The organism is Ruegeria sp. AU67 (assembly GCF_900312795.1).
In the GTDB taxonomy this organism is placed as follows: Bacteria; Pseudomonadota; Alphaproteobacteria; order Rhodobacterales; family Rhodobacteraceae; genus Ruegeria; species Ruegeria atlantica.
Genome location: NZ_OMPH01000027.1, coordinates 159805 through 185780 on the forward strand (window position 1 = coordinate 159805; position 25976 = coordinate 185780).

At 57.7% G+C, this 25976-nt stretch carries 26 protein-coding genes; 10 read left to right on the forward strand and 16 right to left on the reverse strand.

Annotated elements, in window-relative coordinates; genetic code table 11:
- Window positions 1-36: 36 nt before the first annotated feature.
- The 10 genes from ttcA to DK510_RS14855 all read left to right on the forward strand — a co-directional run bounded on the left by ttcA (window position 37) and on the right by DK510_RS14855 (window position 9875).
- Complete coding sequence (ttcA, locus tag DK510_RS14810) at window positions 37-930, forward strand: tRNA 2-thiocytidine(32) synthetase TtcA (RefSeq protein WP_109312756.1); 894 nt, start codon at window positions 37-39, stop codon at window positions 928-930.
- Window positions 931-1001: 71 nt separating this feature from the next.
- On the forward strand, window positions 1002-2534 hold the full coding sequence (locus DK510_RS14815; protein WP_109312757.1) for a GGDEF domain-containing phosphodiesterase: 1533 nt from the start codon (window positions 1002-1004) through the stop codon (window positions 2532-2534).
- Between the two features lie 123 nt (window positions 2535-2657).
- Window positions 2658-4487, forward strand: a complete 1830-nt coding sequence (gene yidC / locus DK510_RS14820; protein ID WP_109312789.1) for a membrane protein insertase YidC — start codon at window positions 2658-2660, stop codon at window positions 4485-4487.
- On the forward strand, window positions 4484-5221 hold the full coding sequence (locus tag DK510_RS14825) for an MOSC domain-containing protein (protein ID WP_109312758.1): 738 nt from the start codon (window positions 4484-4486) through the stop codon (window positions 5219-5221). The genes yidC and DK510_RS14825 overlap by 4 nt, the downstream gene beginning before the upstream one ends.
- Window positions 5218-5871: a ribosome biogenesis GTP-binding protein YihA/YsxC gene (gene yihA / locus DK510_RS14830; protein ID WP_109312759.1), complete on the forward strand. Its 654-nt coding sequence runs from the start codon at window positions 5218-5220 to the stop codon at window positions 5869-5871. The genes DK510_RS14825 and yihA overlap by 4 nt, the downstream gene beginning before the upstream one ends.
- The gene (locus DK510_RS14835; protein ID WP_109312760.1) at window positions 5868-6236 is read left to right on the forward strand and encodes a DUF2946 domain-containing protein; all 369 of its coding nucleotides are present in this window, start codon (window positions 5868-5870) and stop codon (window positions 6234-6236) included. Before yihA ends, DK510_RS14835 begins: the two co-directional genes overlap by 4 nt.
- 67 nt (window positions 6237-6303) lie before the next feature.
- Window positions 6304-7707 carry a PepSY domain-containing protein gene (locus DK510_RS14840; protein ID WP_109312761.1) on the forward strand — a complete coding sequence of 468 codons (1404 nt, stop codon included), beginning with the start codon at window positions 6304-6306 and terminating at the stop codon, window positions 7705-7707.
- 105 nt (window positions 7708-7812) lie between these two features.
- On the forward strand, window positions 7813-8676 hold the full coding sequence (gene argB / locus DK510_RS14845; protein WP_109312762.1) for an acetylglutamate kinase: 864 nt from the start codon (window positions 7813-7815) through the stop codon (window positions 8674-8676).
- An 18-nt stretch (window positions 8677-8694) separates the two neighbouring features.
- On the forward strand, window positions 8695-9381 hold the full coding sequence (locus DK510_RS14850; protein ID WP_109312763.1) for a ferredoxin: 687 nt from the start codon (window positions 8695-8697) through the stop codon (window positions 9379-9381).
- A complete protein-coding gene (locus DK510_RS14855) occupies window positions 9378-9875 on the forward strand; it encodes a histidine phosphatase family protein (RefSeq protein ID WP_109312764.1) in 498 nt (165 codons plus the stop codon). The genes DK510_RS14850 and DK510_RS14855 overlap by 4 nt, the downstream gene beginning before the upstream one ends.
- A 48-nt stretch (window positions 9876-9923) precedes the next feature.
- Here DK510_RS14855 and DK510_RS14860 read toward each other — a convergent pair whose 3' ends face one another.
- The 16 genes from DK510_RS14860 to secY form a co-directional block, all read right to left on the reverse strand.
- On the reverse strand, window positions 9924-10715 hold the full coding sequence (locus DK510_RS14860) for an amino acid ABC transporter ATP-binding protein (RefSeq protein WP_058272392.1): 792 nt from the start codon (window positions 10713-10715) through the stop codon (window positions 9924-9926).
- Between the two features lie 12 nt (window positions 10716-10727).
- On the reverse strand, window positions 10728-12032 hold the full coding sequence (locus DK510_RS14865) for an amino acid ABC transporter permease (protein WP_058272391.1): 1305 nt from the start codon (window positions 12030-12032) through the stop codon (window positions 10728-10730).
- A gap of 1 nt (window position 12033) precedes the next feature.
- Window positions 12034-13302 (reverse strand): amino acid ABC transporter permease, encoded by a 1269-nt coding sequence (locus DK510_RS14870; RefSeq protein ID WP_058272390.1) that lies wholly within the window; start codon window positions 13300-13302, stop codon window positions 12034-12036.
- 125 nt (window positions 13303-13427) lie between these two features.
- Window positions 13428-14447, reverse strand: a complete 1020-nt coding sequence (locus tag DK510_RS14875; RefSeq protein ID WP_058272389.1) for an amino acid ABC transporter substrate-binding protein — start codon at window positions 14445-14447, stop codon at window positions 13428-13430.
- Between the two features lie 208 nt (window positions 14448-14655).
- Complete coding sequence (locus DK510_RS14880; protein WP_109312765.1) at window positions 14656-15363, reverse strand: ATP12 family chaperone protein; 708 nt, start codon at window positions 15361-15363, stop codon at window positions 14656-14658.
- Between the two features lie 4 nt (window positions 15364-15367).
- Window positions 15368-16039: an HAD-IA family hydrolase gene (locus tag DK510_RS14885; protein ID WP_109312766.1), complete on the reverse strand. Its 672-nt coding sequence runs from the start codon at window positions 16037-16039 to the stop codon at window positions 15368-15370.
- Window positions 16036-17079: an RluA family pseudouridine synthase gene (locus DK510_RS14890; protein WP_109312767.1), complete on the reverse strand. Its 1044-nt coding sequence runs from the start codon at window positions 17077-17079 to the stop codon at window positions 16036-16038. Before DK510_RS14890 ends, DK510_RS14885 begins: the two co-directional genes overlap by 4 nt.
- 206 nt (window positions 17080-17285) lie before the next feature.
- Window positions 17286-18596 carry a replication-associated recombination protein A gene (locus DK510_RS14895; RefSeq protein WP_109312768.1) on the reverse strand — a complete coding sequence of 437 codons (1311 nt, stop codon included), beginning with the start codon at window positions 18594-18596 and terminating at the stop codon, window positions 17286-17288.
- A 4-nt stretch (window positions 18597-18600) separates the two neighbouring features.
- On the reverse strand, window positions 18601-19989 hold the full coding sequence (locus DK510_RS14900) for a trypsin-like peptidase domain-containing protein (RefSeq protein WP_370246366.1): 1389 nt from the start codon (window positions 19987-19989) through the stop codon (window positions 18601-18603).
- A gap of 79 nt (window positions 19990-20068) precedes the next feature.
- The gene (locus DK510_RS14905) at window positions 20069-21124 is read right to left on the reverse strand and encodes a TauD/TfdA family dioxygenase (protein WP_109312790.1); all 1056 of its coding nucleotides are present in this window, start codon (window positions 21122-21124) and stop codon (window positions 20069-20071) included.
- Window positions 21125-21283: 159 nt separating this feature from the next.
- Complete coding sequence (rplQ, locus tag DK510_RS14910; protein WP_058272384.1) at window positions 21284-21706, reverse strand: 50S ribosomal protein L17; 423 nt, start codon at window positions 21704-21706, stop codon at window positions 21284-21286.
- Between the two features lie 118 nt (window positions 21707-21824).
- The gene (locus DK510_RS14915; protein ID WP_058272456.1) at window positions 21825-22841 is read right to left on the reverse strand and encodes a DNA-directed RNA polymerase subunit alpha; all 1017 of its coding nucleotides are present in this window, start codon (window positions 22839-22841) and stop codon (window positions 21825-21827) included.
- A 114-nt stretch (window positions 22842-22955) separates the two neighbouring features.
- Window positions 22956-23345: a 30S ribosomal protein S11 gene (rpsK, locus tag DK510_RS14920; protein ID WP_037311698.1), complete on the reverse strand. Its 390-nt coding sequence runs from the start codon at window positions 23343-23345 to the stop codon at window positions 22956-22958.
- Window positions 23346-23359: 14 nt separating this feature from the next.
- Window positions 23360-23728, reverse strand: a complete 369-nt coding sequence (gene rpsM / locus DK510_RS14925) for a 30S ribosomal protein S13 (protein WP_058272383.1) — start codon at window positions 23726-23728, stop codon at window positions 23360-23362.
- A 201-nt stretch (window positions 23729-23929) separates the two neighbouring features.
- Entirely contained in the window at window positions 23930-24598 is a 669-nt protein-coding gene (locus tag DK510_RS14930; RefSeq protein ID WP_058272382.1) for an adenylate kinase, read from the reverse strand.
- The gene (gene secY, locus DK510_RS14935; protein WP_058276180.1) at window positions 24595-25959 is read right to left on the reverse strand and encodes a preprotein translocase subunit SecY; all 1365 of its coding nucleotides are present in this window, start codon (window positions 25957-25959) and stop codon (window positions 24595-24597) included. Before secY ends, DK510_RS14930 begins: the two co-directional genes overlap by 4 nt.
- Window positions 25960-25976 lie beyond the last annotated feature (17 nt).

Genomic DNA, 25976 nt, shown 5'->3' on the forward strand with positions numbered 1-25976 from the left:
CTTGCCCGGTTGCCTCAACTGCTGTAGGGGCTGCGCATGTTTGACGAAGCAGACGATATCCACCCGCTCTTTGCCGGCGCGCCCTCGACCACCGAGTTCAAAAAGCTGCGCAAACGCATCGTGCGCCAGACCCGCGAAGCCATTGAGCAGTACGGGATGGTGGACGTTTCCGCACATGACAAAGACGGCAAACCGCCCCGCTGGCTGGTGTGCCTCTCGGGCGGCAAGGACAGCTATACCCTGCTGGCAGTTCTCTATGAGCTGAAATGGCGCGGCCTGCTGCCCGTTGATTTGCTGGCTTGCAATCTGGATCAGGGTCAACCCGGATTTCCGGCCACCGTCCTGCCTGAGTTTCTGGAACGCATGGGCGTTCCGCATCGCATCGAATATCAGGACACCTATTCCATCGTCATGGACAAGGTTCCGCAGGGCCGCACCTTTTGCGCCCTGTGTTCGCGCCTGCGCCGAGGTAACCTGTACCGCATTGCGCGGGAAGAGGGATGCTCGGCCGTCGTACTGGGCCACCACCGCGACGATATCCTCGAGACGTTCTTCATGAACCTGTTTCACGGCGGTCGCTTGGCCACCATGCCGCCCAAGCTGGTGAACGAAGAAGGCGATTTGTTCGTCTTCCGCCCCCTCGCCCATGTGGCTGAGGCCGATTGCGAGAAATTCGCGACTTCGATGAACTATCCGATTATCCCCTGCGACCTCTGCGGCAGTCAGGATGGGTTGCAACGTCAGCAGGTCAAACAGATTTTGGATCAGTGGGAAAAGAACAGCCCCGGACGCCGCCAAGTGATGTTCCGGGCCCTGACAAAGGCGCGTCCGTCGCATCTTTTGGACCCAAAATTGTTTGATTTTCAAAATCTTGCACTCAAACCGAATGAAAATGACGAAAATTCGGGCGAAATTCCGCAGCTCCGTTAACGAGTGACTCAGATTGGTTTCCTAGGGTCGACCTGAGCGTTTCAAACGCAAGGTAGAGGCCCGAAGATCCGATGTGGAAACATATCTCAGTCAGCAGAATTTTTGACTCTCTTGCCATGGTGCTAAGCGGTCCGCCCGCCTTGGCCTTCGCGCCTGCGATCAGTCTGGCCGCGTATTGGATTGGTGGTGAGCGGGTATTGGTTGTCGTGGCACTTACCCTGCCGCTTGTGTTCGCCGCGGTATCGACCGCGCACAAGGCCAGCAATCGGGAAAAAGACAGTTACGGCCTCCTTCCTCTCGACAGGTTTGAGGCCCAGATGGAAACGCTGTTTGCGGAAAATCAGCTCACTGGCCACGAAGCCTCCTGTATGATTGTTGAATTGGACGGGTTTTCTGAGTGTCTTGATCTGCACGGAAATGCGGCCGGGAACGTAATGGCTGACCAATTCCGCAGCCGGGTACTTTCGGTCATACGCTCAAATGACATTGCCACTGGGCTGGACCAGGGCAAGATCGCAATCGGCCTGCACGCCGCGCAGAATCTGGATCTGGAGGCCTGCATTCAGATGTCGGGGCGCATTCAGGCCGCCGTCGATGAGCCAATCATGCTAAATGGCACCAGCGTTTACATGTCATGTTCAATCGGGTTTTGTCTGCAATCCACTTTGCCCGACGTCACCTTTGCCGAGTGGATCGATGCCGCCAACGCGGCCTTGGCCGAAGCACAAAGGAACGGTCCTGCAACCATCCGCGCCTTTTCATCTGAAACGCAGCGGCGGGCACGCGTGCGTGCCAACCTGCGCAATGAGTTTATTGCGGCCTTGGATAGTGGCGAAATCCGCCCATGGTTTCAGCCGCAGATTTCCACCGACACCGGCCACGTTACCGGGTTCGAGGCGCTTGCCCGTTGGGAACACCCACAGAAAGGCGTGCTGGGACCGCCGGTTTTCCTGCCTTTTGCAGAACAAGCCGATCTGATGGAACGCTTGGGTCAGGTGATGCGCCATCACGCTTTCGCCGCCATGCGCCAGTGGAACCGTGCCGGTGTCGTCGTGCCTCGGATCGGCGTGAATTTCTCATCAGAAGAGCTGCGCGACCCGGCGTTGATCGACCGTCTGAAATGGGAGCTGGATCAAAATGACCTGACGCCCGACAGATTGACCGTCGAGATTCTTGAAACAGTGTTTTCCAGGCGGCCCGATGACGTTATCACCCGCAACGTAATAAGCATGTCCAAGCTCGGCTGCTGCATTGACCTCGATGTTTTCGGCACCGGCCACGCCTCCATAGCGTCGATCAAGCGCTTTGACGTCTCACGCATGAAAATCGATCGGTCCTTCGTGGCAAAGGCGGATCGGGACGCAAGCCAGCAGCAGTTGGTCAGCGCGATTTTGACTATGGCGGAGCGACTGAATGTCGAAACCCTGGCCGAGGGGGTCGAAACACAAGGCGAGCATGCCTTGATGGCGCAACTGGGCTGCGATCACGTGCAGGGGTTTGGAATTGGAAAGCCCATGCCCTTTGAAAAGACGTTGGACTGGATGGCCGCACATCAAAACAAACTCAACGGAATGCCAAAAATCGGGCGTCAGGCACGTCCTTAGGCGCGAATTAACGCCACAGAACCCCAATCGGTGATGAATTACAGGGCGATTCCGCTTGACCTTTGGGCCCGCACTCTGTTGAACCCAGCGGGTGTCTTTCACTGCTTAAGGTGGCTGTCCCCGATGGACGATCAGAACAAGAACCTCATCCTCGCAACCGCGCTCAGCTTTCTCGTGATCCTGGTTTGGTTCGTGCTGTTTCCACCGCCCGAGCCGACGACCGCACCGGAGTCTGCCGAGATCAGCGCGACTGATGGTACAGAGGTTCAGACCCCAAGCGCTGCTGGCACCAATACAGTTGGTGAAGCAACCACAGACGCAACCGAGGTCGAGCCCGACGCCCAGGCACCTCGGGTCGAGATTGAAACACCCCGCCTGAAAGGCAGCCTGTCCCTGTCCGGCGGTCGTATCGATGAGCTGTTCCTGAAAGATTACAAAGTTTCGATCGAAGAAGGCGCACCCATTGTCGAGCTGCTGTCGCCCGTTGGTTCGGAATCGGCTTACTATGCCTTGTACGGATGGGCACCGGGCGCAGGTGTTGCCGGTGCTGATGTCCCCGGCCCTAATACGCTGTGGACCGTCGAAGACGGCGAAACCCTGGGGGTCGATACCCCGGTCACTCTGAAATGGGACAACAGCAAGGGCCTGACCTTCCGCCGCACTATTGAGGTTGACCAGGACTACATGTTCACCGTCACCCAGTCGGTTGAGAACAATACCCAGGCCGAGGTCGGCATGGCCCCATATGGCATCCTGGCCCGTCACGGCATTGGCGAAGACGGCGACCTGCCCGATCTGAAAAACTTCTTCATCCTACATGAAGGCGTTATGGTCATGGCTGACGGCGTTCTGGACGAGATCGACTATGGCGATGTGCGCGACTTTGACATTGACCCGAATGAGCGTGCGCAAGCCGAAGTCTTTCAGGTCAAGGAAGGTGGCTGGGTCGGCTTTACCGATCACTACTGGATGACCACTCTGATCCCTGCAGAGGGATCGGCATTCAAGGCTGCGGCTAAATATGACGCCCGCCGCAAGATTTATCAGACCGAAACGGTTCTGCCGACGCTGACTGTCGCGCCCGGCGCAACTGAAGAAGTCACCACCCAACTGTTCGCGGGTGCCAAAGAATGGGAAACCATCCGCGAGTATCAGGCTGACGGTGTACAGAAGTTCGTCGACAGCATCGACTGGGGCTGGTTCTACTTCCTGACCAAGCCGATTTTCTGGCTACTGCACAACATCAACGCCCTGATCGGCAACATGGGTTGGTCGATCATTGGCCTGACGCTGATCATCAAGGCGATCCTATTCCCTCTGGCGTACAAATCCTACGTCTCGATGGCGAAGATGAAAGAGCTTCAGCCGCAGATGGAGGCCATGAAAGAAGCCGCAGGCGACGATCGCCAAAAGATGCAGCAGGGCATGATGGAGCTGTACAAGAAGGAAAAGGTAAACCCCGCCGCGGGCTGTTTGCCGATCCTGATGCAGATCCCGATCTTCTTCTCGCTGTATAAGGTGATCTTCGTCACTATCGAACTGCGTCAGGCCCCCTGGTTTGGCCCGTTCCAAGACCTCAGCGCACCTGATCCGACTTCGATCATGAACCTGTTTGGTTTGCTGCCCTTTGCCGGCCCGCAACCAGATACCTTCATGGCACTGATCTTCATCGGTATCCTGCCTTTGCTGTTGGGGATCTCGATGTGGTTGCAGCAAAAGCTGAACCCGGCACCAACTGACCCGACTCAGGCGATGATCTTTGCCTGGATGCCTTGGGTGTTCATGTTCATGTTGGGCAGCTTTGCCAGCGGGCTGGTCGTTTACTGGATCGCGAACAACACGATCACGTTCACGCAGCAATACCTGATCATGCGCAGTCAGGGCTATAAGCCTGACGTGTTCGGCAACATCAAATCTGGCTTCAAGCGGACGCCCAAAACGGACGACAAATGAATGCTGAGGTAACCCATATCTGGCGGCATCCGATCAAAAGTCATGGTCGCGAGGTCCTCCAGACCGTATCAGTGACCCCCGGGCAGACCATGCCCGGGGATCGCGTTTGGGCAGTCGCGCACGAAGCGTCGAAGGCGGATGGTTCTCAATGGGTGCCTTGCGCCAATTTCAGTCGCGGGGCGAAAGCACCGCAACTGATGGCTATCTCGGCCCGGCTGAACGGCGACACGATAACTCTGACACATCCAGATCGTCCGGATTTGACTTTTAATCCGGATGTGGAACAGCAGGTCTTTTTGGACTGGGTCCAGCCGTTGATGCCTGCGGATCGGGCGGCGTCAGCCCGGATTATCCGAGTGCCGGGTCGCGGCATGACTGACAGTGACTACCCCTCGATCAGCCTGTGCAACATGGCATCGCACCGCGCGGTCGAGCAAAAGCTTGACAGCAATCTGTCGATCCAGCGCTGGCGTGGCAACATCTGGTTCGATGGCCTGCCCCTGTGGGAAGAATTCGACTGGCTGGATCGCGAAGTACAGATCGGTGAGGCCGTGTTTCATGTCAAAGAACGCATCCGCCGCTGTTTGGCGACAACGGCAAATCCCGAAACTGGCGTGCGCGATGCGGATACGCTGGGCACATTGAACAGCTGGGGCCATCAGGATTTCGGCGTTTACGCCGAGGTTATCCGAGGCGGCGCAATTTCAGTTGGCGATAAGGTTCATCCGTTATGAGCACCCTACCCTTTCCACTGGTCGAAGACCCGGACAAGTTCGCGCTGGAACGCGGCCGCAAATTGTTTGCGGGACAATCCGAATTTGTCAAAGGCGTGGTCGCAATGAATGGCCTACCGACCCCTGACCGGCTTGAGGTCTGCTTTGCCGGACGTTCAAACGTAGGCAAGTCCAGCCTGATCAATGCGCTGACCGGCACCAAAGGTCTGGCACGCGCGTCCAACACTCCAGGCCGCACGCAGGAGATCAACTTTTTCACACAAGGTCCCGAACTTTATCTGGTTGACCTGCCCGGGTACGGATACGCCAACGCCCCGGTGAAGGTCGTTGAAAAATGGCAGCGGCTGCTGAAACAGTATCTAAGCGGCCGCCAGACCCTGCGACGGGCGTTTGTCCTGATTGACTCGCGCCATGGGGTGAAGCCGGTCGATGCCGAGATCATGAAGCTGCTGGATTCCAGCGCTGTTACCTTTCAATGCGTGATGACCAAGGCGGACAAGGTCAAGGCCAATGAGCGGCAGAAGGTGTTGGATCAGGTTCGCGGCGCGTTGTCCAAGCACCCGGCAGCATATCCTGAGATTGTGCTGACGTCGTCTGAAAAGGGTGACGGTATTCCGACCCTTCGTTCGATCATCGGACATCTGGAATGATCCGGATCGGCCGCATTTTCCCAATCCTTACATTGCTGGCAGTTGTGCTGACCGGCGCGATCCCGCAAGGCTGGATGCCCGCGATGGGCAGTGATGGGAAAGTGCTGCTGGTGATCTGTACTGGCGATGGAACAGTCGAACAATGGGTGGACCTGAACCCCGGTGATCCTGTGCACGACGACACGGATTCGCGCGCAATGTGCCCATTCGCGGGCCTAACGGCGGATACACACCTGCCGTCAGTCGGTGAGATTGTCCCTTTTGCGGCGAAAATCCAGCCACGCTGGATCCATCGTGATTTCACCCATCGCAGTGCCGGGTTCTACGCCCGCTATGATGCGCGGGGGCCGCCCTTCTTTTCCTGATTCACCTCAACACTTTTGAACCCGTGCACGCGCTGCGCGGGGCAGTATTCGAATCCGGAGAACAAAAATGGCACTGGATAGCCAAAACCTGGGGGATACCCCGGCGCAGAACACTACTGCGCAAAAATTCTATTTCGCCGCCTGGCGGTGGCACTTTTATGCAGGGATCTTCGTCATCCCGTTCCTGATCATTCTGGCAGTAACCGGACTAATGATGATGTTCATCACGCAGTTCGACGGTCGCGACGGCGAAGAAATCGCCGTGGATGTCCACGGGCAAGCGTTACCGGCCTCACAACAGGCCCTTATCGCCCTTGACGAGGTGCCCGGCACGGTTGCCGAGTGGATTGGTCCGAAGGCTGATAATCTGGCCACTGTGTTTCGCATCAAAACCGAAGAAGGTCAGCGTCTTGTCGCCGTCGATCCTTACGCCGGAGAGGTTCTGCAGGTCTGGAATCGTCGCGCCGGATGGTATGATCTGGCCGACAACATCCACTCGACCCTTCTGATTGGCACGACCGGAGACCGCATTATTGAAATCGCAGCGGGGCTGAGCCTGCTTTTGGTCTTTACCGGTCTTTACATGTGGTGGCCGCGTGGAAACACCTTGGCCGCTTTTGTGCCCAATCTGCGCGCACGCGGCCGCGCATTGTGGCGGTCACTGCACGCTGTGATTGGGTTCTGGATGTCCGGGCTGTTGGTGGTCTTCCTGATCTCGGGCCTCTCCTGGGCGGGCGTCTGGGGCGGTATGATCGTTCAGCCATGGAGCAGCTTTCCGGCCGAAAAATGGGACAATGTCCCCCTGTCCGATGACATCCACGCCAGTATGAACCACGGCCACCAGAACGATGTCCCATGGGCGTTGGAACAAACGCCCATGCCCGCTTCTGGGTCCGAGGCCGGGATCGACGGTGTCCCACAGGGCACGCAGGTCGATATCGACGCGCTTGTGGCCCTTGGCACCGCTTTGGACATGACAGGCCGTTTTCGTGTGGCCTATCCCGGCGGCGAGGACGGTGTCTGGACCCTGAACCGCGACAGCATGAGCAGCGACTCGACCGATCCGGTGAACGACCGCACTGTCCACGTGGACCAATTTACCGGCAAGATTCTGGCGGATGTCCGGTATGAGGATTACTCGCTGATGGGAAAATCCATGGCCATTGGGATCCCGTTTCACATGGGTCTGATGGGCATGTGGAACTTTGTCCTGAACCTGGTGTTCTGCCTGTCTGTCATCTTCGTCTGCGTCTCGGGCGTTGTGATGTGGTTTAAACGCCGGCCGCAGCGGGCCCGCCGTCTGGCTGCACCGCCGATGCCTGCAGAGCTGCCATTGTGGAAAGGGGCTGTCCTAATCGGGTTGTTCACCGCGATGGCGTTCCCGCTGGTGGGCCTCACCTTGCTGACCGTACTGGCCGTCGATTTGCTGCTGATCAGCAACATCCCGGCGATGAAACGCGCGATAAGCTGACACACAAACAGCCGCATCCGGGCAACCGGTGCCGCCCTATGCGCGATCCGGTCTTGGCAGAGCTGGACAAAGGCCCTAACACGGGTTCCCAGAGGGACTGCAGCCATGAAGACAAGAGACATGAACCGGGACTGGATCGCCACCGCCGCAACGCTGAACAGCGCACTGCCATACCTGCAACGCTACGACGGCGCTATTGTCGTCATTAAACTTGGCGGCCACGCCATGGGCAGCGATGAAGCCATGGAAAGCTTCGCCCGCGATGTCGTCCTGATGCGTCAGGTGGGCGTAAACCCGGTTGTCGTGCATGGCGGTGGTCCGATGATCAACGCGATGCTAGATAAGCTGGATATCCAGTCCGAGTTCGTGAACGGCAAGCGTGTCACCGACAAAGCAACCGTTGAAGTGGTTGAGATGGTGCTGTCCGGCCTCGTGAACAAGCGCATCGTGCAGGCGATCAACGGCCAGGGCGGCTCGGCCGTGGGCCTGTCGGGCAAGGATGCGCAGTTGATGATTTGTGATCAGACCGATGAATCCCTTGGTTTTGTCGGAAGCCCGGCAGAGATGAACCCGAAAATCCTGCATGACCTGTTTGCGCATGATGTAATCCCCGTGATTGCCCCTCTGGGTGCTGGTCGAAATGGTGAAACCTTCAATGTTAATGGCGACACCGCTGCCGGAGCCATTGCATCGGCGCTGAAGGCCGATCGCCTTCTGCTCTTGACCGATGTCTCGGGTGTTAAGAATGCCGCCGGGGACGTCGTGACTGAACTGAAGGCGGGTCAGATCCGAGAAATGACGCTGGACGGCACTATTGCGGGCGGCATGATACCCAAGACCGAAACGGCTCTGGACGCGCTGCACAGCGGGGTCCGTGCCGTGGTTATCCTTGACGGACGCGCGCCCAATGCCGTCTTGCTTGAACTTTATACAGAACACGGCGCCGGATCGCTGATCCGGCCGGACTGAACCTTTGGCGGAGGAGACATGACAAAACGCCATCCCCCCTCCTCTGACCCGGCAGTGCATAGCTATGCTGATATCGAAAAGGCTGCACAGAACGTTGGCCTGATCATCATGGGCGCGCTGCACCCTCGCGTTACAGACGCCAAGCAGTTGGAAGGCGGCACGCTGATCCTGTTGGGTGCAGGGGGGGCTTTCTGGCCCGCCCTGAAATCCTCACCTGAATGGCAAGGTGATGACCCGGTTGACCGTTGGTCGTCGCGTGTAGTGGGGCAAATGGCGCAGGATTTGTCCGCCACCGCCTATTTTCCGTTTGGCGGCCCGCCCTATACGCCCTTTATCGACTGGGCATTGAAATCGGGACGCACGTTCAGCAGCCCGGTGGGCGCTTTGGTGCACGATGAGGTCGGCATGATGATCTCATTCCGGGGTGCGCTGCATTTCACCAACAAAATTCCCATACCCGCACCACCTGGCGCGTCCCCCTGCACCACCTGCGCCGCCCCCTGCACCCAGACATGCCCGGTGGGCGCTCTGAACAGTCGGGACTTTTATGATGTGTCGACCTGCCATGGACACCTGTCCACTCCTGAAGGGCAAACCTGCATGACCGGTGGTTGTCTTGTACGGCTGTCCTGTCCTCTTAGCTCGGGTGCCGCGCGTGATCCCGAACAATCCGCGCATCACATGAGAGCATTTCACCCATCATGACCCGCACTCTGATCCTGACGCGCCACGCGAAATCCAGTTGGGACTGTATGGCCCTTGCCGATCATGATCGCCCGTTGAACAAGCGCGGGCGCAGGTCGGCTGCAGCAATTGGTGCATGGCTGCGTGAAAACGATTGGCTGCCGGATGAAGTTCTCAGCTCAAGCTCGGCCAGAACCCGCGAGACGTGGGAGAGGATGGGCCTGCAGGCAGATAGCGTTTGCTTTCACCGAACGCTTTATCATGCGGACCCCGCACATATGCTGCTTGAGTTATCGGGCGCGACGAAACAAACCGTTTTGATGCTGGGCCACAATCCCAGCATTGCCGCTTTTGCGAACCAAATCGTTAAGCACCCGCCGGATCACGCCCGGTTCTACGACTACCCAACCTGTTCAACAGCTGTGATCCGCTTTGACATCGAGGATTGGTCCGGCGTCCGGTGGCACAGCGGCGATGTGCAGGGGTTTGTTATTCCACGCGAGTTGCTGGAATAGAAAAAGGCGAGGCCAAAGCCCCGCCTTTTCCTGAATTGGTAACCGGGTTCAGTGCCCCAGAATCTGGCTCAGGAACAGCTTGGTCCGCTCACTCTGCGGGTTGTTGAAGAACTCTTCCGGTTCGTTCTGTTCCACGATCTGTCCAGCATCCATAAAGATCACGCGGTTGGCGACCTGACGAGCAAAGCCCATCTCGTGCGTGACGCACAGCATGGTCATGCCTTCCTCGGCCAGCTCGATCATGGTGTCGAGCACCTCTTTGATCATCTCGGGGTCCAGCGCCGATGTCGGTTCATCGAACAACATGATCCGCGGCATCATGCACAGCGAGCGGGCAATCGCCACACGCTGCTGCTGACCACCTGAAAGCTGACCGGGATACTTATCCGCCTGCTCGGGGATTTTCACCTTTTCCAGGAAGTGCATCGCGCGCTCTTCGGCCTCTTTCTTAGGCGTCTTGCGCACCCAGATCGGGGCCAGCGTGCAGTTCTCCAGAATGGTCAGATGCGGGAACAGGTTGAAGTGCTGGAACACCATGCCAACCTCGGACCGGATCTTGTCGATGTTCTTGAGGTCATTCGACAGTTCGGTCCCATCCACCATGATCGTGCCCTGCTGGTGTTCCTCCAGCGCGTTCAGGCAACGGATCAATGTGGATTTTCCGGAACCGGAAGGACCCGCAATAACAATCCGCTCGCCCTGATTGACGGTCAGATTGATGTCGCGCAGCACGTGGAAAGATCCGTACCACTTGTTCATGTTGTTGATTTCGATGGCGACCTCGTCGCTCACCTGCATCTTCGAGCGATCGATTTGACGGTCAATTGCAAGTTCAGACATATGTTGAACTCCTTAATGGTGGCCAGTCTGAAGCTTGCGCTCCAGATACATGGAGTAACGGGACATGGAGAAGCAGACGACGAAGAACAGCGCCGCGATGAACGCGAACAGTTCCCAGTAGATGCCGTTCCAAGCGGTGTCGGCGCGAATGGCAGATGCCAGTCCGATCACGTCGAACAATCCGATGATCGACACCAGTGTCGTATCTTTGAAGATCCCGATGAATGTGCTCACGATGCCCGGAATTGAGATTTTCAGGGCTTGCGGCATGATGATCAGTCGCTGTGCTTGCCAGTAGTTCAGGCCGAGACTGTCGGCACCTTCATACTGACCCCGTGGCAGGGCAGCCAGACCACCCCGGATCACCTCGGCCATATAGGCGGCTGAGAACAGGGTCATCATGATCATCACCCGCAGGATGATGTCAAAGTTTGTGCCCGGCGGCAGGAACAGGTTCAGCAGCAGCGAGGCCACGAACAGCAGCGTGATCAGCGGCACACCGCGGATGAACTCGATAAAGCCCACGCACAGGTACTTGACGATCATCAGGTCGGACTGACGGCCCAGCGCCAGTACAATTCCGATCGGTAACGAGACACCAATGGCCACGACACCCAGCAGGATCGCCAGCATGAAGCCACCGAACTGGCGGCTTTGTACGGCTTCGATACCGATTGGCAGGATCGAGTCCAGGGCACCGACGAAATAGCTGGACAGAACCAGCCACCAGATAACCGACGCTGCGACGCCCGCAATCAAGCCAAACAGACCGCTCAGTTGTTTGCTGACAAGGGTGTAGACACCCCAACCGACAACAAACCCCAACGCTGCCGCGATCGGCCCCCAAATGGTGCCGCCCCACATCAGCCAGACCATTAGGAATGGGTAGATAGCCGAAAAAATTAGCATCTTGGTAGGCAAACGGTCCGAATACAGTACCGGAGCGAGTGCCACCAGCAACAGCAGCAGCGCGGCGATCGGACGCCAGTAAAGATGGCTGGGATAGAAGCCGAATAGCAACTGAAGCCAACGGTCGTTGATCACCGCCCAACAGGCGTGACCATGGGTCGAACCCCAGGTGGCCATCATGATTTCGCGACATTCGTTCAGCGAGTTTGCGTTCCAGACGGACTGGAAGACCCACGGCAGAACACCCGACAGAACGTAGTAGATCGCATAAAGCGAAACAAGCGTCAGGATCGAGTTGAACCAGCCGGAAAACAGGTTGTGCCTGATCCAACCAATTAGGCCGACTTCGGACGCTGGCGGGGCCTGCTCCGGCAACATTTCCGTGCGGACAAATGAAACATCACTCATATTACCGCTCCACCAATTTGACGCTGTTATTGTACCAGTTCATCACAGCCGAAATGCTCAGCGAGATGCACAGATAGACCAGCATCAGCAGCAGAACGCATTCCAGCTCGCGGCCGGTCTGGTTCATGGTGATGCCACCCAGGGTCCCCGTGATGTCCATATATCCGACCGCAATCGCCAAAGACGAGTTCTTGGTCAGGTTCAGATAGTTCGAGATCATCGGCGGGATGATCACCCGCAGCGCCTGGGGCAGGATAACCAGCCGCATGGTGCGACCCGGGCGCAAGCCCAGCGCAGACGCAGCTTCGGTCTGACCCTTGGAAATAGCCAGAATGCCGGCGCGTACAATCTCGGCGATGAAGGCCGCCGTATATAGCGACAAAGCCAGCCATAGCGCGATCAGAGAGTTGCGCATATGCGTGCCGCCTCTGAAATTGAATCCTTTCAGTTCCGGGTATCCAAGGTGTAAGCCAAGTGCAGCCATCAGGATGATCATCGGGACGAACAGAATGCCCAGCTGGATATGCCAGATCTTAGGACGGTCGCCTGTTGATTCCTGTTTGTCGGCGGCCCAGGCGGACACTTTGCGCATGGTAAAGATGCTGCCACCCAGAACGACCAGAAACGCGACCAGATCCAGCGAAATATCAAACCGAAGGCTTGATGTTCCAAACAGGTGGATGTCACCCAAACTGCGCGAAAACAGGAACTCGGGGATATAAACACCGCGATTAGTGACAGCGACGGAATTGAACAAATCCATCGTAGCTGTCGGGTTATCGCCCCGGAATGCGTTTGGTGCTGGCAGACCCTCAATCAGAATGGCCATTGCCAGAACGATCCACAACAGAACAGGCACATTGCGGAACATCTCGACATAGACAGTCATGATCCGCGCGACCAACCAGTTGTTGGACAGGCGCAGGACACCGACAAGTACGCCGACGATTGTCGCCGTAATGCAGCCCAAAACAGCTACGACCAGCGTGTTTAGCAAACCGATAAAGGCCGCTCTCAGATGGCTGTCCTGAGAGGTGTATTCCAACAAACGCTGATTGATATCATAGCTTGCCGATTCCCCGAAAAAGCCAAACTCAACCGGTTTGCCCAGAGCCTCGAGGTTTTGAATAGTGTTAGAAATAATCCAGGCTGCCAGAAGCATGAAACCGATCAATGCAATGACCTGAATGGTCGCTGATCGGTACCGCGTATCATAAAGGAGCATGGACAGCCGGAACTGCTCCTTCGGCGGGTCAGTGAGAGTCGTCATGACCTATGTATATCCCCGTGCATCCCGTTTTTGCCGGCAAAGTTGATCTTCGCTCAATCTATCCGGGAGTGTTTGTTATCGAAGGAAAAAGGGCGCAGGTTGCCCTGCGCCCTTTTTCGTGGACTTTAGCGGAACGGAGGCGAATACAGCAGGCCACCATCGGTCCACTGTGCATTCAGACCGCGTGCCAGACCAATCGGAGTTTCTTCACCGATGTTCTGGGCAAACACCTCACCGTAGTTACCACCCGCCTTGATTGCGCGCGCGGCCCAGTCAGCGTCCAGACCCAGCATCTCGCCCAAAGTACCTTCGGTACCCAGTAGACGGTTCACTTCGGGGTTGTCACCTGCACCGGAGCTCAGTTCATCGATATTGGCCGAGGTAACGCCCAGCTCTTCAGCCGAAACCAGTGCGTTCAGAGTCCAACGGACAACATCGCCCCACTCGTGATCGCCGTGGCGGACCAGTGGGCCCAGCGGCTCTTTCGAGATGATTTCGGGCAGCAGGACGTGATCACCGGGGTTTTCGAACGTGGCGCGCGTTGCAGCCAAGCCCGATGCGTCGGTGGTGTAAACGTCACATGCACCAGCCAGATACTGCTGCTGCGCTTCGGCGTTGGTTTCGATCGGAACCGGCTCGTAGCTGATGTTGTTCGAGCGGAAGAAGTCCGCCAGATTCAGCTCGGTGGTGGTGCCGGTCTGGATGCATACGGTCGCGCCGTCCAGTTCCTTAGCCGAGGTAACACCCAGCGCTTTTGGAACCATGAAACCCTGACCGTCATAGTAGTTGACGCCCACAAATTCAAACTTCAGGTCCACATCGCGGCTGAACGTCCAAGTGGTGTTACGGGCCAGCATGTCAATCTCACCCGAAGCCAGCGCGGTAAAGCGTGTCTTGCCGGTGGTCGGAACGAATTCAACTGCGCTTGCGTCACCCAGTACGGCGGCGGCAACGGCACGGCATACTGCCACGTCAAAGCCTTTCCATTCGCCGTTAGCATCCGGTGCAGCAAAGCCAACCAGACCGGTGGTCACGCCACAGTTCAGCTTGCCGCGCGCTTTGACGTCGTCAACGGTGCCCGCTGTCGCTGCCGCAGCAGCCAGACCGGCAACTGTGGCCACGCCCAAAATTACGGATTTTTTCATTTTTACCTCTTCCTGTTTACCCGCCCCTATTCCGGGACGGCTCTGTCCGGCACCTCTGGCACCAGAAAGGTTACTCCAAAGGTGTCTCCCCTTTAGTGGGCATGAGTTTGCTCGCATTCATAAACAAACGTCAAGGGTCGGATCAGGGAAAACGATGAGTCAATTCAGCGATGACCGGATCTGTGTCAAAAATTAATGCCCAATAGGCTCAGATAGAGATTTCAATGAACCGTTTAGCGTGTAGAAACGCAGCTTTTTTGATCTCGGCAACCGCGTGCGCCTCGTCATCGTGGCCCCATTGTTCGGTTTGCCAGGCCTCGTCGAGCCTTGAGATGTCCCAGATTTCGTCCGCCGCGCGCCAGTCCATGGCGGCGGCAAATCCCAGTACCAGTGAGCCGGACAGGCTGACCAGATCGTGAAAGGCGGCGAGCTGGAAGTCGTTGAATTCGTGTACGCGGCCTCGAAGTGTGCTGAGCGCTTCTGCAGACTGTGGCTGATGCAGCACACCAACCACAGGAACCAATCGCGCGGCTAGGGTTTCAGCTGCCCAATCCAGGGCCGGGTCCCACTGATCTGCCTGTCGCTGCTGCAACGTTTGCGGGTGTGTCGCCCGGTAACACAACAAATCCGAATCGCCGTAATCGGCCAGCATGTCCGCAACCTCGGCGTGCTGATGACGCACTTTGTCGATGGCCGCATTTGCAGACCGGGTAAACGGCATCAGGGTCGGATCAACCTCTTTTTCCTGCGCATCCCATTCTGCAGCAACCGCGTCGGCCATTGCCTGCGTCGGCAGGATCAATGCGGCCTTGGCCGGGGTCTTGACCCGGCGACCGTCCAATTCGACGGTGTATCCGTTTTCCGCTGGGACAACCGTGCTTGCGGTCCAAAATCGCTTGGGCTTCCAGTCACTCATGTCTTCAGGTCCAGATATTATCCAGCGCACGGGGCAACTGGTCAAAATTTTCAATTATACAGGCCGCGCCGTTCAGGGCTGATCGGTCATGATATCCCCAGGATACGCCGATGCCTGCTACTCCGGCAGCCCGCGCCATATCCATGTCGAAACGGGTATCGCCAATCATCACCGTATCTGCCGCATCAACGCCGGTTTCAGAACGGGCCGTGTCGATCATCGACGGATGCGGTTTCGAGGGGTGATGGTCCGCAACCTGCCGGGTCACGAAATAGCGCTCCAGGTCATGTGCTTCGATCAAGGCATCCAGACCGCGTTGGGATTTTCCGGTGGCCACACCTAGCAGCACCTCGGGGATGTCATGCAGGGTTTCGATTGCGTCCCGCGCACCGGGATAGAGCGGTGAGCTTGCGGCCCCCTGCTCCAAACGATTTGCGTGATAGGCTTGTTTGTAGCCCTCAACAAGGTTGTGTTGAACCGTTTCGCTCTGCTCGGGCGCAAGCCGGGCCATGGCGTTGGGCAAGGACAGACCGACGATGGACAAAATCGCCTTGCGGTCAGGGACCGTCAGGGACAGGGCCCCAAAACTGGCGGTCATCGCCGCGACAATGCTGCCCTGGCTGTCGACAAGGGTTCCGTCCACATCAAAAAGCACCAAACGCAAGGGTGCGCTCATTGCAGTTCCTCGAACGGATCTTCCGCGGCCAGATCTTCGGTCCAGCCGAACGTGTCCCAGCTGTGTTTCATATGCTCAGGCAAGGGCGCCTTAACGGTAATGGTCTTGCGCGTGACCGGATGCTGGAATGAGGCCTGCCGCGCGTGCAGGTGCAGCTTCTTGCTGATGACCCCGCCCAGTTGCGCGCCCCAGCCATCACCCAGGTTTTCTTGCCCCGAGCCACCGTATTTGCCATCGCCAACGATTGGGTGACCGATCACCGCCATGTGCACCCTCAGCTGGTGCGTACGTCCGGTGATCGGCTCCATCGCGACCCACGAGGCGCGCCCGGCCACGCGATACAACGTTGCATACAGCGTATGCGCCCGTTTCGCGCCCGGCGTGTCGTTGATTTCATTCAGATGTACGGCGATCATCTTCTCGCCCTCACCCTGTTTACCGTGACCGGATGCCTTGACCAACCCAGTCTTGATCTCGCCCAGATACGGGGTCGGCACGCCAGCAACCAGCGCCCAATAGATCTTGCGTGTATCGCGATGCCGGAAGGCAGCTGTCAGCCCCTTGGCGGCCTCGCGGGTGCGGGCCATCAGCAATACACCCGATGTGTCCTTGTCCAAGCGGTGCACGAGGCGCGGATTTTCGTCATAGCCAAAGCGCAACGCCTCGGACAGACCGTCCACGTGGCGGGTCTGGCCGCTGCCGCCCTGCACTGGAAGACCTTGTGGCTTGTTCAGGGCTAGAACATGATCGTCGCGATAGATCACGCAGGACTGGATCATCTTGGCGTCGGCATCCGAGATGCCTCGTTTGACTGCAACAGGCTTGTGATCAGCATCCGGCAAGGGTGGCACGCGCACGACCTGCCCGACCTCAAGCCGGGTCGAGGCTTTGACCCGCCCGCCTTCTACGCGCACCTCGCCCTTGCGGCACATCTTTTCGATGCGGCCCTGGCTGACATGCGGGAACAGGCGGCGCAGCCACCGATCCAGCCGCTGGTCGCCGTCACCCTCTGCCACGGTGATCATCTGTACGCCGCTCATGCCGATATCCTCTGCGTCGCGCGGATTATCCGCCCGCCAAACAAGTGTGTAAGTGCCCTAGAAAACATGCGCGTCTGTGCCGTGCAAAAGGCCAAGAGTCAAGCCGATCAAATGCCCGGGAAACCCAGGCGCCTGCGATGTCTCGGCGTCGGATCACCTCTTGCTCCTTTGCGCATTCGTTCTTCAACGAATCACGCAACGGTGTTCTACTCGGTCCTCTGAGCCCGCAGCTTGGCGAAGTAACCCAGACGTTTCTTCAATTCACGCTCGAACCCGCGTTCTACGGGTTTATACAATTCCGGCCGCTTCATGCCGTCGGGGAAGTAGTTTTGTCCGGAAAAGCCGTCTTCGGCGTCATGGTCATAGGCATATCCCGTTCCATAGCCCTGATCTTTCATCAACGATGTCGGCGCGTTCAGGATGTGTTTTGGCGGGGGTTCGCTGCCTGACTGCTTGGCCAATCGCATCGCCGCCTTGTACCCGACATAGGCACCGTTCGATTTTGGGGCCAAAGCCAGATAAACCAGCGCCTGCGCTATAGCTAATTCACCCTCGGGGCTACCCAAGCGTTCGTAAGTTTCCCACGCGTGCAGGCAGATCGTCTGCGCCTGCGGATCGGCAAGACCAATGTCTTCGACCGCCATCCGCGTGATCCGCCGCGCCAGATAGCGAGGATCCTCCCCACCCGTCAGCATCCGCGCAAACCAGTAAAGCGCCGCATCTGGGTCAGATCCGCGTACTGATTTATGAAGGGCCGAGATCAAATTGTAATGCTCGTCCCCGGATTTGTCGTATTTGGCCGCACGACGCATCAGCCGTGTGGACAGCGCGTCGAGGCCCAGAGGTGCATCCACTGCCCAAGCCGCAACCTGTTCGATCAGATTCAACAGCGCGCGACCGTCGCCATCCGCCATCTCTTGCAAACCCTCTCGGGCCGCTTGTGTCAGTGGCAGGGCGCGGTCGAGTTCTTTCTCTGCGCGCTGGGTCAGACGTTCCAGATCCGCAAGGCTGAGCCGTTCAAGGACAAGAACCTGTGCTCGGCTAAGCACAGCGGCGTTCAGTTCAAAGGACGGGTTCTCGGTCGTGGCCCCGACCAGCAGGATAGTCCCATCCTCCATATGCGGCAGGAACCCGTCCTGCTGCGCTTTGTTGAAGCGGTGGATTTCGTCGACGAACAGCAGCGTGCCCTGCCCGTTCTGCCGACGGATCTTGGCCGCTTCGAACACTTTCTTCAGGTCTGGAACGCCAGTGAATATCGCGCTGATCTGAACAAAATGCAGGTCAGTTTCCTGTGCCAGCAAGCGTGCAATGGTGGTTTTCCCAACGCCCGGCGGGCCCCAAAAAACCAAACTGGACAGACTGCCCGAGGCCAGCATGACCCCCAGCGGAGCATCCGGGCCCAGTACCTGCTGCTGTCCGATGACCTCGGCCAACGACTGCGGGCGCAGCCGGTCCGCCAACGGGCGGTGCGGGGATGGTGCAGGCGCGCTCGCCCCGGTATCGAACAGGTCGCTCATGCGGTTACAGCCGGAACCGCAGAGATACGGCCCGTCCGCCCCGCAGAACATCCAAATTCAATCTGCGCCCCGGATCGGTCATCGCATCCACCACGCCCTTAGGATCTTGGACTTCCGTTCCGTTGATGCTTATGACCACGTCACCCGCGCGCAATCCGGATCGTCCACCGTACCGGTCTGCATCCACAATCACCACGCCAGTTTGCGACAGCAAAAGCCCCATCTGGGTAATGATCGCAGGGTTGATGCGCGACACCTTCAGGCCCGGCATCACGGTGTCATCGTTCAGAACGGTTTCATCAGCCGGTGGAGTTTCCGGGGCCTTGATCAAGGCAACCTCGACATCCGCACTGTCCTGACCTCGCAACCGGGTCAGCACCGAAGTACCACCGACGCCAGCGACGGACATGCGGAACTTCATCTCGGCTGGGGAATTCACCTCATCGCCATCCACATGGGTCACCACATCCCCCACGCGCAGCCCTGCCTCACCCAGCGGACTCAGGGCGTGCAAGTCCGAGATCACAACACCCATAGGGAATACCAACCCCAGGGATTCGGCGATATCCGCACTCATGTGTTGACCAGCCACCCCGGCCCAAGGGCTGACAAAACTGTCATTCCCAGCCTTGGCCTGGCGCAGAAATTCGGCCACCAGATTGGCCGGGATCGCAAACCCGATGCCGTTGGAGCCGCCGGATCGCGTCAGGATCGAAGTGTTAATCCCGATCAGATCGCCATTCACATCGATCAGCGCCCCGCCGGAATTGCCCGGATTGATCGCGGCATCGGTTTGAATAAAGTACCCACGCGCGTTGCCGGTGGCCGTCCCGGTCCGCGCCAATCCGGAGATGATCCCGGAAGACACGGTTTGTCCCACACCAAACGGGTTACCGATCGCAAGCGCCAGTTCCCCTACCTCGATCTGGTCGGAATCGCGGAAGTTCAGATGCGGCAAGTCCGAGGCGTCTTCCAACCGGAGGATGGCAATATCGCTTTCCTTGTCACCCAGCACAACTTGCGCTGAAAATTCGCGCCGGTCGGTTGTTACCACGCGGATTTCGGTAGCCGTGCCAACAACGTGATAGTTCGACACCACATAACCGTCTTCTGACAGAATGACGCCAGAGCCCAGTGAATTCTGTACTCGTGGGCGCGGTTCGGCAAATCCCCTGCCAAAGAACTCTTCAAAAAACGGGTCCGAGAAAAACGGATTGGCCCCGCCCTGTCTTACGATCTTGGCATAGATATTGACGACTGCGGGTGAGGCCTGTTTCACCACCGGGGCGAAACCAAGACTGATTTCGGCCTGCGATGTTGGCACCTTTGTTTCAGCATTTGCTGACACTGCAAGTGTCGCCAGCATCAGAGAACAGAGAACTTTCCGCATGATCCATCCGTCGGTTAAGCGCCTATCGGATATGCGTCTACACGGGCTGTAATGCAAGCATCCGTTCAGCGCGTTGGAGGCGTCAATCCAACGGAGTGTGCAGCCGCGTACCTTCCGTGATGATCCCGCCGCGCTGGCCCACTTCAATCGTGCCGTAACGTTGCCCGAAAACTTCGGGCAATTCGCGATCTCCTTCAGGCGACAGCCAAAGCCTCAGCAAATGGCGGCGCTCTGCCGGGTCAGGCCAGTCCACGAACCCGGTCCGGTCGTGCAGTTGCGAATGGTTGTACACGAACTGCATGTCGCCCGGTTGCAGCCGCATAGAAAGACAGAGGTCGGGATCATTCGCCAGCGCATCAAACCGGTCCAGCGCCTCAATGTGATCCGGTGTCAGCCGCATCGCTTCAGGAAATCGTTGCGCACTGTCGATATACTGCCTTTGGTAGAACACCGTCAGCTTACCATCGTGCCAGGAGAACGGCGGGATCGACATAAAAGGTTCCATCCCGTCTGGTACTTCCCCGCGCCGGTCGGTCGCTATTGGGTCAAACAACAGTTCCAGCAATTCCGGGCATTCTGACCGCATCCTATTATAGATCGTCTCGGCACTGACCAGCAGCGAGTCTCCGCCCTCCTTAGCCTCGCGCAGGCACAGCAGGCCGACGATATCGGCGCTGTCGGTGTGAAATGTCTGGCGCTCATGCGTTTGATAGATCCGGGTATTCGGATCGTTCGCATCTGCACCGATGTCGCGCACATGCCCCAGAATGTGTCCTTGCGCGTTTTGCGACCGGGCCGAGCCAAGATGAGCACCCACGCCGCAGAAAATCGTGGCCGCGACCTGTTGCGTATAATTCTGCACCGGAAGGCCACGGATCACTTCGAAACCGATCCCATTGATCAGCTTCTCTCGCAGGCTTGCCAGATGCCGGTCAAATCTTTTTAGGGGAAAAGCGGGTTTTGTGATCTCACCGATATCTCTTTCGTGGCTCAGGTAGTGACGGGCAGCTTGCTCAAGATCCTTGATGTCGTCCGCCGTCAGATCAATGATCCATTCACTCCGACGCGCACACATGTCCCGACCGGTCCACACAGACGGACCCGTGAGTTCGTTCGGTAATTTAGTTGGGATTGCCATCATCCGTCCTCCACGCTCATCGTGCAGCATGATCCGTGAGTTTCGGGGAGTCATCAACGGATATCGCCGAAAATGCCCTAACCGCGACACCAAGGGACCAAAAAGAAAAAACCCCCGCGTCCGAAACGCGGGGGTTTGAATTCAGAAAGCCGGGCTTTCTTATTCTTCGTCTGCGGCCTCTTCGGCGGCAACGCGGGCTTTGTCAGCCGCGCCTTTGGCGTCCAGATCACGGTCAACGAATTCGATGATCGCCATCGGTGCCATGTCGCCATAGCGGAAGCCAGCTTTCAGGATACGGACATAACCGCCCTGACGCTCGGCGTAGCGGGGGCCCAGGATTTCGAACAGCTTTGCGACGTCTTTGTCTTCTTTCAGCTGCGATGCGGCCTGACGGCGGGCGTGCAGGTCGCCGCGCTTGCCCAGAGTGACCAGCTTTTCGATGATCGGGCGCAGTTCTTTTGCCTTGGGCAGAGTTGTTTTGATCTGCTCATGTTCGATGAGCGAGCCAGCCATGTTTGCAAACAGAGCCTTACGGTGCTCATGAGTACGGTTCAGGCGGCGGTAACCACGTGCGTGACGCATTTTCTAGTTCCTTCTTCAGCGTTTTGCTTTGTCTGGCCGGCGATGCGTGTCACCGGCTCTCCTTGGGGCGGATCTGCCCATTTTGTCCCCGGAAACCCGGGCATTTGGGAATACGCGTTTAGAACGCGTCTTCGAATTTCTTTGCCAGATCTTCGATGTTGTCGGGCGGCCAGTCCTCGACATCCATGCCGAGGTGCAGACCCATGCCGGACAGCACTTCCTTGATCTCGTTCAGCGACTTGCGGCCGAAGTTCGGGGTGCGCAGCATCTCGGCTTCGGTTTTCTGGATCAGGTCGCCGATATAAACGATGTTGTCGTTCTTCAGGCAGTTTGCCGAACGGACCGACAGTTCCAGCTCGTCTACTTTTTTCAGCAGCAGCGGGTTGAACTCCAGACCATCGTCTTCGTCCTGGCGACCAGCCGCTTCGGGCTCGTCGAAGTTGACGAAGATCGACAGCTGGTCTTGCAGGATGCGTGCGGCAAAAGCCAGTGCGTCTTCCGGTGTGATCGAACCATCAGTTTCGATCTTCAGGGTCAGCTTGTCATAGTCCAGAACCTGACCTTCACGGGTCGGTTGAACGTCATAGGCAACCTTTTTGACCGGCGAATAGATCGCGTCGATCGGGATCAGACCGATAGGCGCGTCTTCCGGCTTGTTCTTCTCAGCCGAAACATAGCCCTTACCGGTGTTGACGGTCAGTTCCATGAACAGGTCGGCGCCATCGTCCAGGTGACAGATGACGTGATCGCGGTTCAGAACCTCGATACCAGCGCTTTCGCTGATGTCACCGGCGGTGACAACTGCGGGACCTTTGGCGTTGATCGACAGGCGCTTGGGGCCTTCGACTTCCATGCGCAGGGCAACCTGCTTGAGGTTCAGGATGATGTCAGTGACGTCTTCGCGAACGCCAGCGACGCTCGAGAACTCGTGCAATACGTTGTCGATCTGGACGCTGGTGATGGCCGCACCTTGCAGCGAGCTCATCAGAACGCGGCGCAGCGCGTTGCCCAAGGTCAGACCAAAGCCACGCTCTAGCGGTTCAGCAACCAAGGTAGCCTGACGCGCTGGGTCGTTGCCCGGCTTGCCATCCAGCTGTGTCGGCTTGATCAATTCAGCCCAATTCTTATGGATCATGTAATCCCTCCATTCCTGTCCGCGCCCCATGACCAACAAGGTGCAGACGCCCGAGGTTCAAAATGACGTGCTGGGGTCGTGCGAAAACACAGCCCCAGCTCAATTCAAAATCGCTTAGACCCGGCGGCGCTTCGGCGGGCGGCAACCGTTGTGAGCAATCGGTGTCACGTCACGGATCGACGTGATGTTGAAGCCCACAGCAGCCAGCGCGCGCAGAGCCGATTCACGACCAGAGCCGGGGCCCTGAACTTCGACTTCCAGCGTCTTGACGCCGTGATCCTGCGCCTTCTTGCCTGCATCTTCTGCAGCCATCTGAGCGGCGTAAGGTGTCGATTTACGCGAACCTTTGAAACCCATGGTTCCTGCCGACGACCATGCAATAGCGTTGCCTTGCACGTCCGAGATCAGGATCTTGGTGTTGTTGAAGGTCGAATTCACGTGGGCGACGCCCGATGCGATATTCTTGCGCTCTTTTTTCTTGGTACGAGTCTTTTCGCGTGCCATCAGTCAGACCCTCCTTATTTCTTCTTACCAGCAATGGCCTTTGCGGGGCCTTTGCGGGTACGAGCATTGGTGTGGGTACGCTGACCGCGAACGGGCAGGTTACGACGGTGACGCAGACCGCGGTAGCAGCCCAGGTCCATCAGGCGCTTGACGTTCATCTGAACTTCGCGGCGCAGGTCACCTTCAACGGTGAAGTTTGCGTCGATATGTTCGCGGATGGCCAGAACTTCGGCGTCAGACAGTTCATTGACGCGACGGGTCGCGTCGATGCCTACGGCTTCGCAGATCGCTTTGGCCGAGGTGTTTCCGATACCGGTGATATATGTGAGGGCGATAGGTACCCGCTTTGCAGTCGGGATGTTTACGCCGGCAATACGTGCCACGTGTCACTTTCCTTTTTTGTTGCGGTTCCGTAGCTCCGGAACCTTTTTTCACAACACTCGATCTTGGCAGTGACGCCAGAGGATCCAGTATTATTCGAGGTGGTCGGGGCATCCGGAACGAATCCCGCATGCGGTCGTGATTCCCATTAGGGATGGGGGTCGATATGGGCTTTTCCCGCTCAGGTCAAGGGCAGAAATGGATCAGCCGTTGCCGACGTCGACGCCACCATCCAAAACCTGCGAAATCTCGTTTTGAACAGCGTCAATTTCACCCAGGCCGTCAACCCAGGACAGGTTGCCCTTGGCATAGTAATAGCCAATCAACATTGAGGTCTTTTTGTAGTACTCCATCAGACGGGTCTTGAGGCTTTCCTCATTATCATCTGCGCGGCGTTTGAAGTCGTTTTCCTTGCCACAGTTGGAGCATTTTCCGTCCGCCGGGATCGGCTTGGTGATGTCATTGTAAACCTCGCCGCAGCCACCACAGGTCGAGCGTGCAGTGATCCGTTCGACCAGCGCGTCGTCGTTGACTTCCATCGCGATGACCGCATCCAACGTTTCGCCGGTACTTTTCAGCAGATCTCCCAACGCGTCAGCCTGTGCCAGCGTGCGTGGAAAACCGTCAAAAATGAAACCGCCCTTGGCACCTTGTTCCAGTTTTTCACGGATCAGGCCGATGACGATCTCGTCGGTTACCAGCTCACCCTTGGCCATCACCTCGGCGACGCGGTTGCCCATTTCGGTCCCGCTGTCCTTGGCTTCTCGTAGCATGTCACCGGTGCTCAGTTGCACCATACCACGCGTTTCAACCAGATGACGCGCTTGCGTTCCTTTGCCCGCACCCGGCGGGCCCAACAAAATGATGTTCATCGACGAGCGGGTCCCTTCCTGCCGCGTTTCTTGCTTTTACCGCGCAGCTGGGACTTTTCGATAAGCCCTTCGTATTGATGCGCCAGCAAATGGCTCTGCACCTGCTGGATCGTGTCCATGGTCACAGAGACGATAATCAGAACCGAGGTGCCGCCGAAGTAGAACGGGATAGCGAATTGGTTCCGCAGAATTTCAGGCAGCAAACATACCAGCGCCAAATAGGCCGAGCCCAGAACCAGCACGCGGTTGACCACGTATTCAAGATACTCGGCGGTTTTCTTACCGGGGCGAATGCCGGGCACAAAACCGTTCTGTTTTTTTAGGTTGTCCGCAACATCATCCGGTTTGAACGAGACGTTGAAGGTGTAGAAATAGGCGAAGAACACGATCATCGACGCGAAGAACAGCAGATACAGCGGCTGTCCGGGGCCAAAGTTGGCCAGCAGCCACGACATGACCGGACCGTTCGTGGCACCCGACGAGAAGGTCGAGATCGTTACCGGCAGCAACAGCAAAGAGCTGGCAAAAATCGCCGGGATAACGCCCGCAGGGTTCACCTTGACTGGCAGGTGGCTGGAGCCGCCCTCGTATACCTTCATACCGGCCTGACGGCGCGGGTATTGAATGTGGATCTTACGCAGCGCGCGTTCCATGAACACCACGAAGGTGATGACCACGATAACCATGACGATCACACCGATGATCACGGCGGGGCTGATTGCACCCGAGCGACCGGACGCAAAGAACTGCGCCAGAGCGGCCGGAACCTCGGCGATGATGCCGACGAAGATGATCAGAGAGATACCGTTGCCGATGCCACGCGCGGTGATCTGTTCACCCAGCCACATCAGGAACATCGTACCGCCAACCAGAGTGATCATGGTCGACATTCGGAAGAAAAGCCCAGGATCGGTGGCCAGATCGCCCGATTCCAGCGAAACCGCCAGACCATAGGCCTGAACAGTGGCCAGGGCTACGGTGCCGAAACGGGTGTACTGGTTGATTTTCTTGCGCCCCTGCTCGCCCTCTTTCTTGAGCTGTTCGAGCGCGGGAACCATGGATGTCAGCAGTTGCACGATGATCGAGGCTGAAATGTAAGGCATGATGCCGAGGGCAAAGATACCCATCCGCCCCAGCGCCCCGCCGGTGAACATCGAAACCATGCCGCCGATGCCCTGCCCCGCTTGCTCCATGAACTCGCGCAGTGCTTGTCCGTCAATCCCCGGCACCGGAATAAAGGTGCCCAAACGATAGACGATCAGCAATGCAAGCGTGAACAGGATGCGGTTGCGCAGATCGGTGGCTTTACCAAGGGCAGACCAGCTCGTGTTGGCTGCCATTTGTTCTGCTGCTGATACCATAAATCGGTCTCTCTTAT

Excerpts from the sequence above, each read along its gene's own strand:
- ttcA (WP_109312756.1), top strand. The coding sequence starts at position 37 with ATGTTTGACGAAGCAGACGATATCCACCCGCTCTTTGCCGGCGCGCCC.
- DK510_RS14815 (WP_109312757.1), top strand. The coding sequence starts at position 1,002 with ATGTGGAAACATATCTCAGTCAGCAGAATTTTTGACTCTCTTGCCATG.
- yidC (WP_109312789.1), top strand. The coding sequence starts at position 2,658 with ATGGACGATCAGAACAAGAACCTCATCCTCGCAACCGCGCTCAGCTTT.
- DK510_RS14825 (WP_109312758.1), top strand. The coding sequence starts at position 4,484 with ATGAATGCTGAGGTAACCCATATCTGGCGGCATCCGATCAAAAGTCAT.
- yihA (WP_109312759.1), top strand. The coding sequence starts at position 5,218 with ATGAGCACCCTACCCTTTCCACTGGTCGAAGACCCGGACAAGTTCGCG.
- DK510_RS14835 (WP_109312760.1), top strand. The coding sequence starts at position 5,868 with ATGATCCGGATCGGCCGCATTTTCCCAATCCTTACATTGCTGGCAGTT.
- DK510_RS14840 (WP_109312761.1), top strand. The coding sequence starts at position 6,304 with ATGGCACTGGATAGCCAAAACCTGGGGGATACCCCGGCGCAGAACACT.
- argB (WP_109312762.1), top strand. The coding sequence starts at position 7,813 with ATGAAGACAAGAGACATGAACCGGGACTGGATCGCCACCGCCGCAACG.
- DK510_RS14850 (WP_109312763.1), top strand. The coding sequence starts at position 8,695 with ATGACAAAACGCCATCCCCCCTCCTCTGACCCGGCAGTGCATAGCTAT.
- DK510_RS14855 (WP_109312764.1), top strand. The coding sequence starts at position 9,378 with ATGACCCGCACTCTGATCCTGACGCGCCACGCGAAATCCAGTTGGGAC.
- DK510_RS14860 (WP_058272392.1), bottom strand. The coding sequence starts at position 10,715 with ATGTCTGAACTTGCAATTGACCGTCAAATCGATCGCTCGAAGATGCAG.
- DK510_RS14865 (WP_058272391.1), bottom strand. The coding sequence starts at position 12,032 with ATGAGTGATGTTTCATTTGTCCGCACGGAAATGTTGCCGGAGCAGGCC.
- DK510_RS14870 (WP_058272390.1), bottom strand. The coding sequence starts at position 13,302 with ATGACGACTCTCACTGACCCGCCGAAGGAGCAGTTCCGGCTGTCCATG.
- DK510_RS14875 (WP_058272389.1), bottom strand. The coding sequence starts at position 14,447 with ATGAAAAAATCCGTAATTTTGGGCGTGGCCACAGTTGCCGGTCTGGCT.
- DK510_RS14880 (WP_109312765.1), bottom strand. The coding sequence starts at position 15,363 with ATGAGTGACTGGAAGCCCAAGCGATTTTGGACCGCAAGCACGGTTGTC.
- DK510_RS14885 (WP_109312766.1), bottom strand. The coding sequence starts at position 16,039 with ATGAGCGCACCCTTGCGTTTGGTGCTTTTTGATGTGGACGGAACCCTT.
- DK510_RS14890 (WP_109312767.1), bottom strand. The coding sequence starts at position 17,079 with ATGAGCGGCGTACAGATGATCACCGTGGCAGAGGGTGACGGCGACCAG.
- DK510_RS14895 (WP_109312768.1), bottom strand. The coding sequence starts at position 18,596 with ATGAGCGACCTGTTCGATACCGGGGCGAGCGCGCCTGCACCATCCCCG.
- DK510_RS14905 (WP_109312790.1), bottom strand. The coding sequence starts at position 21,124 with ATGGCAATCCCAACTAAATTACCGAACGAACTCACGGGTCCGTCTGTG.
- rplQ (WP_058272384.1), bottom strand. The coding sequence starts at position 21,706 with ATGCGTCACGCACGTGGTTACCGCCGCCTGAACCGTACTCATGAGCAC.
- DK510_RS14915 (WP_058272456.1), bottom strand. The coding sequence starts at position 22,841 with ATGATCCATAAGAATTGGGCTGAATTGATCAAGCCGACACAGCTGGAT.
- rpsK (WP_037311698.1), bottom strand. The coding sequence starts at position 23,345 with ATGGCACGCGAAAAGACTCGTACCAAGAAAAAAGAGCGCAAGAATATC.
- DK510_RS14930 (WP_058272382.1), bottom strand. The coding sequence starts at position 24,598 with ATGAACATCATTTTGTTGGGCCCGCCGGGTGCGGGCAAAGGAACGCAA.
- secY (WP_058276180.1), bottom strand. The coding sequence starts at position 25,959 with ATGGTATCAGCAGCAGAACAAATGGCAGCCAACACGAGCTGGTCTGCC.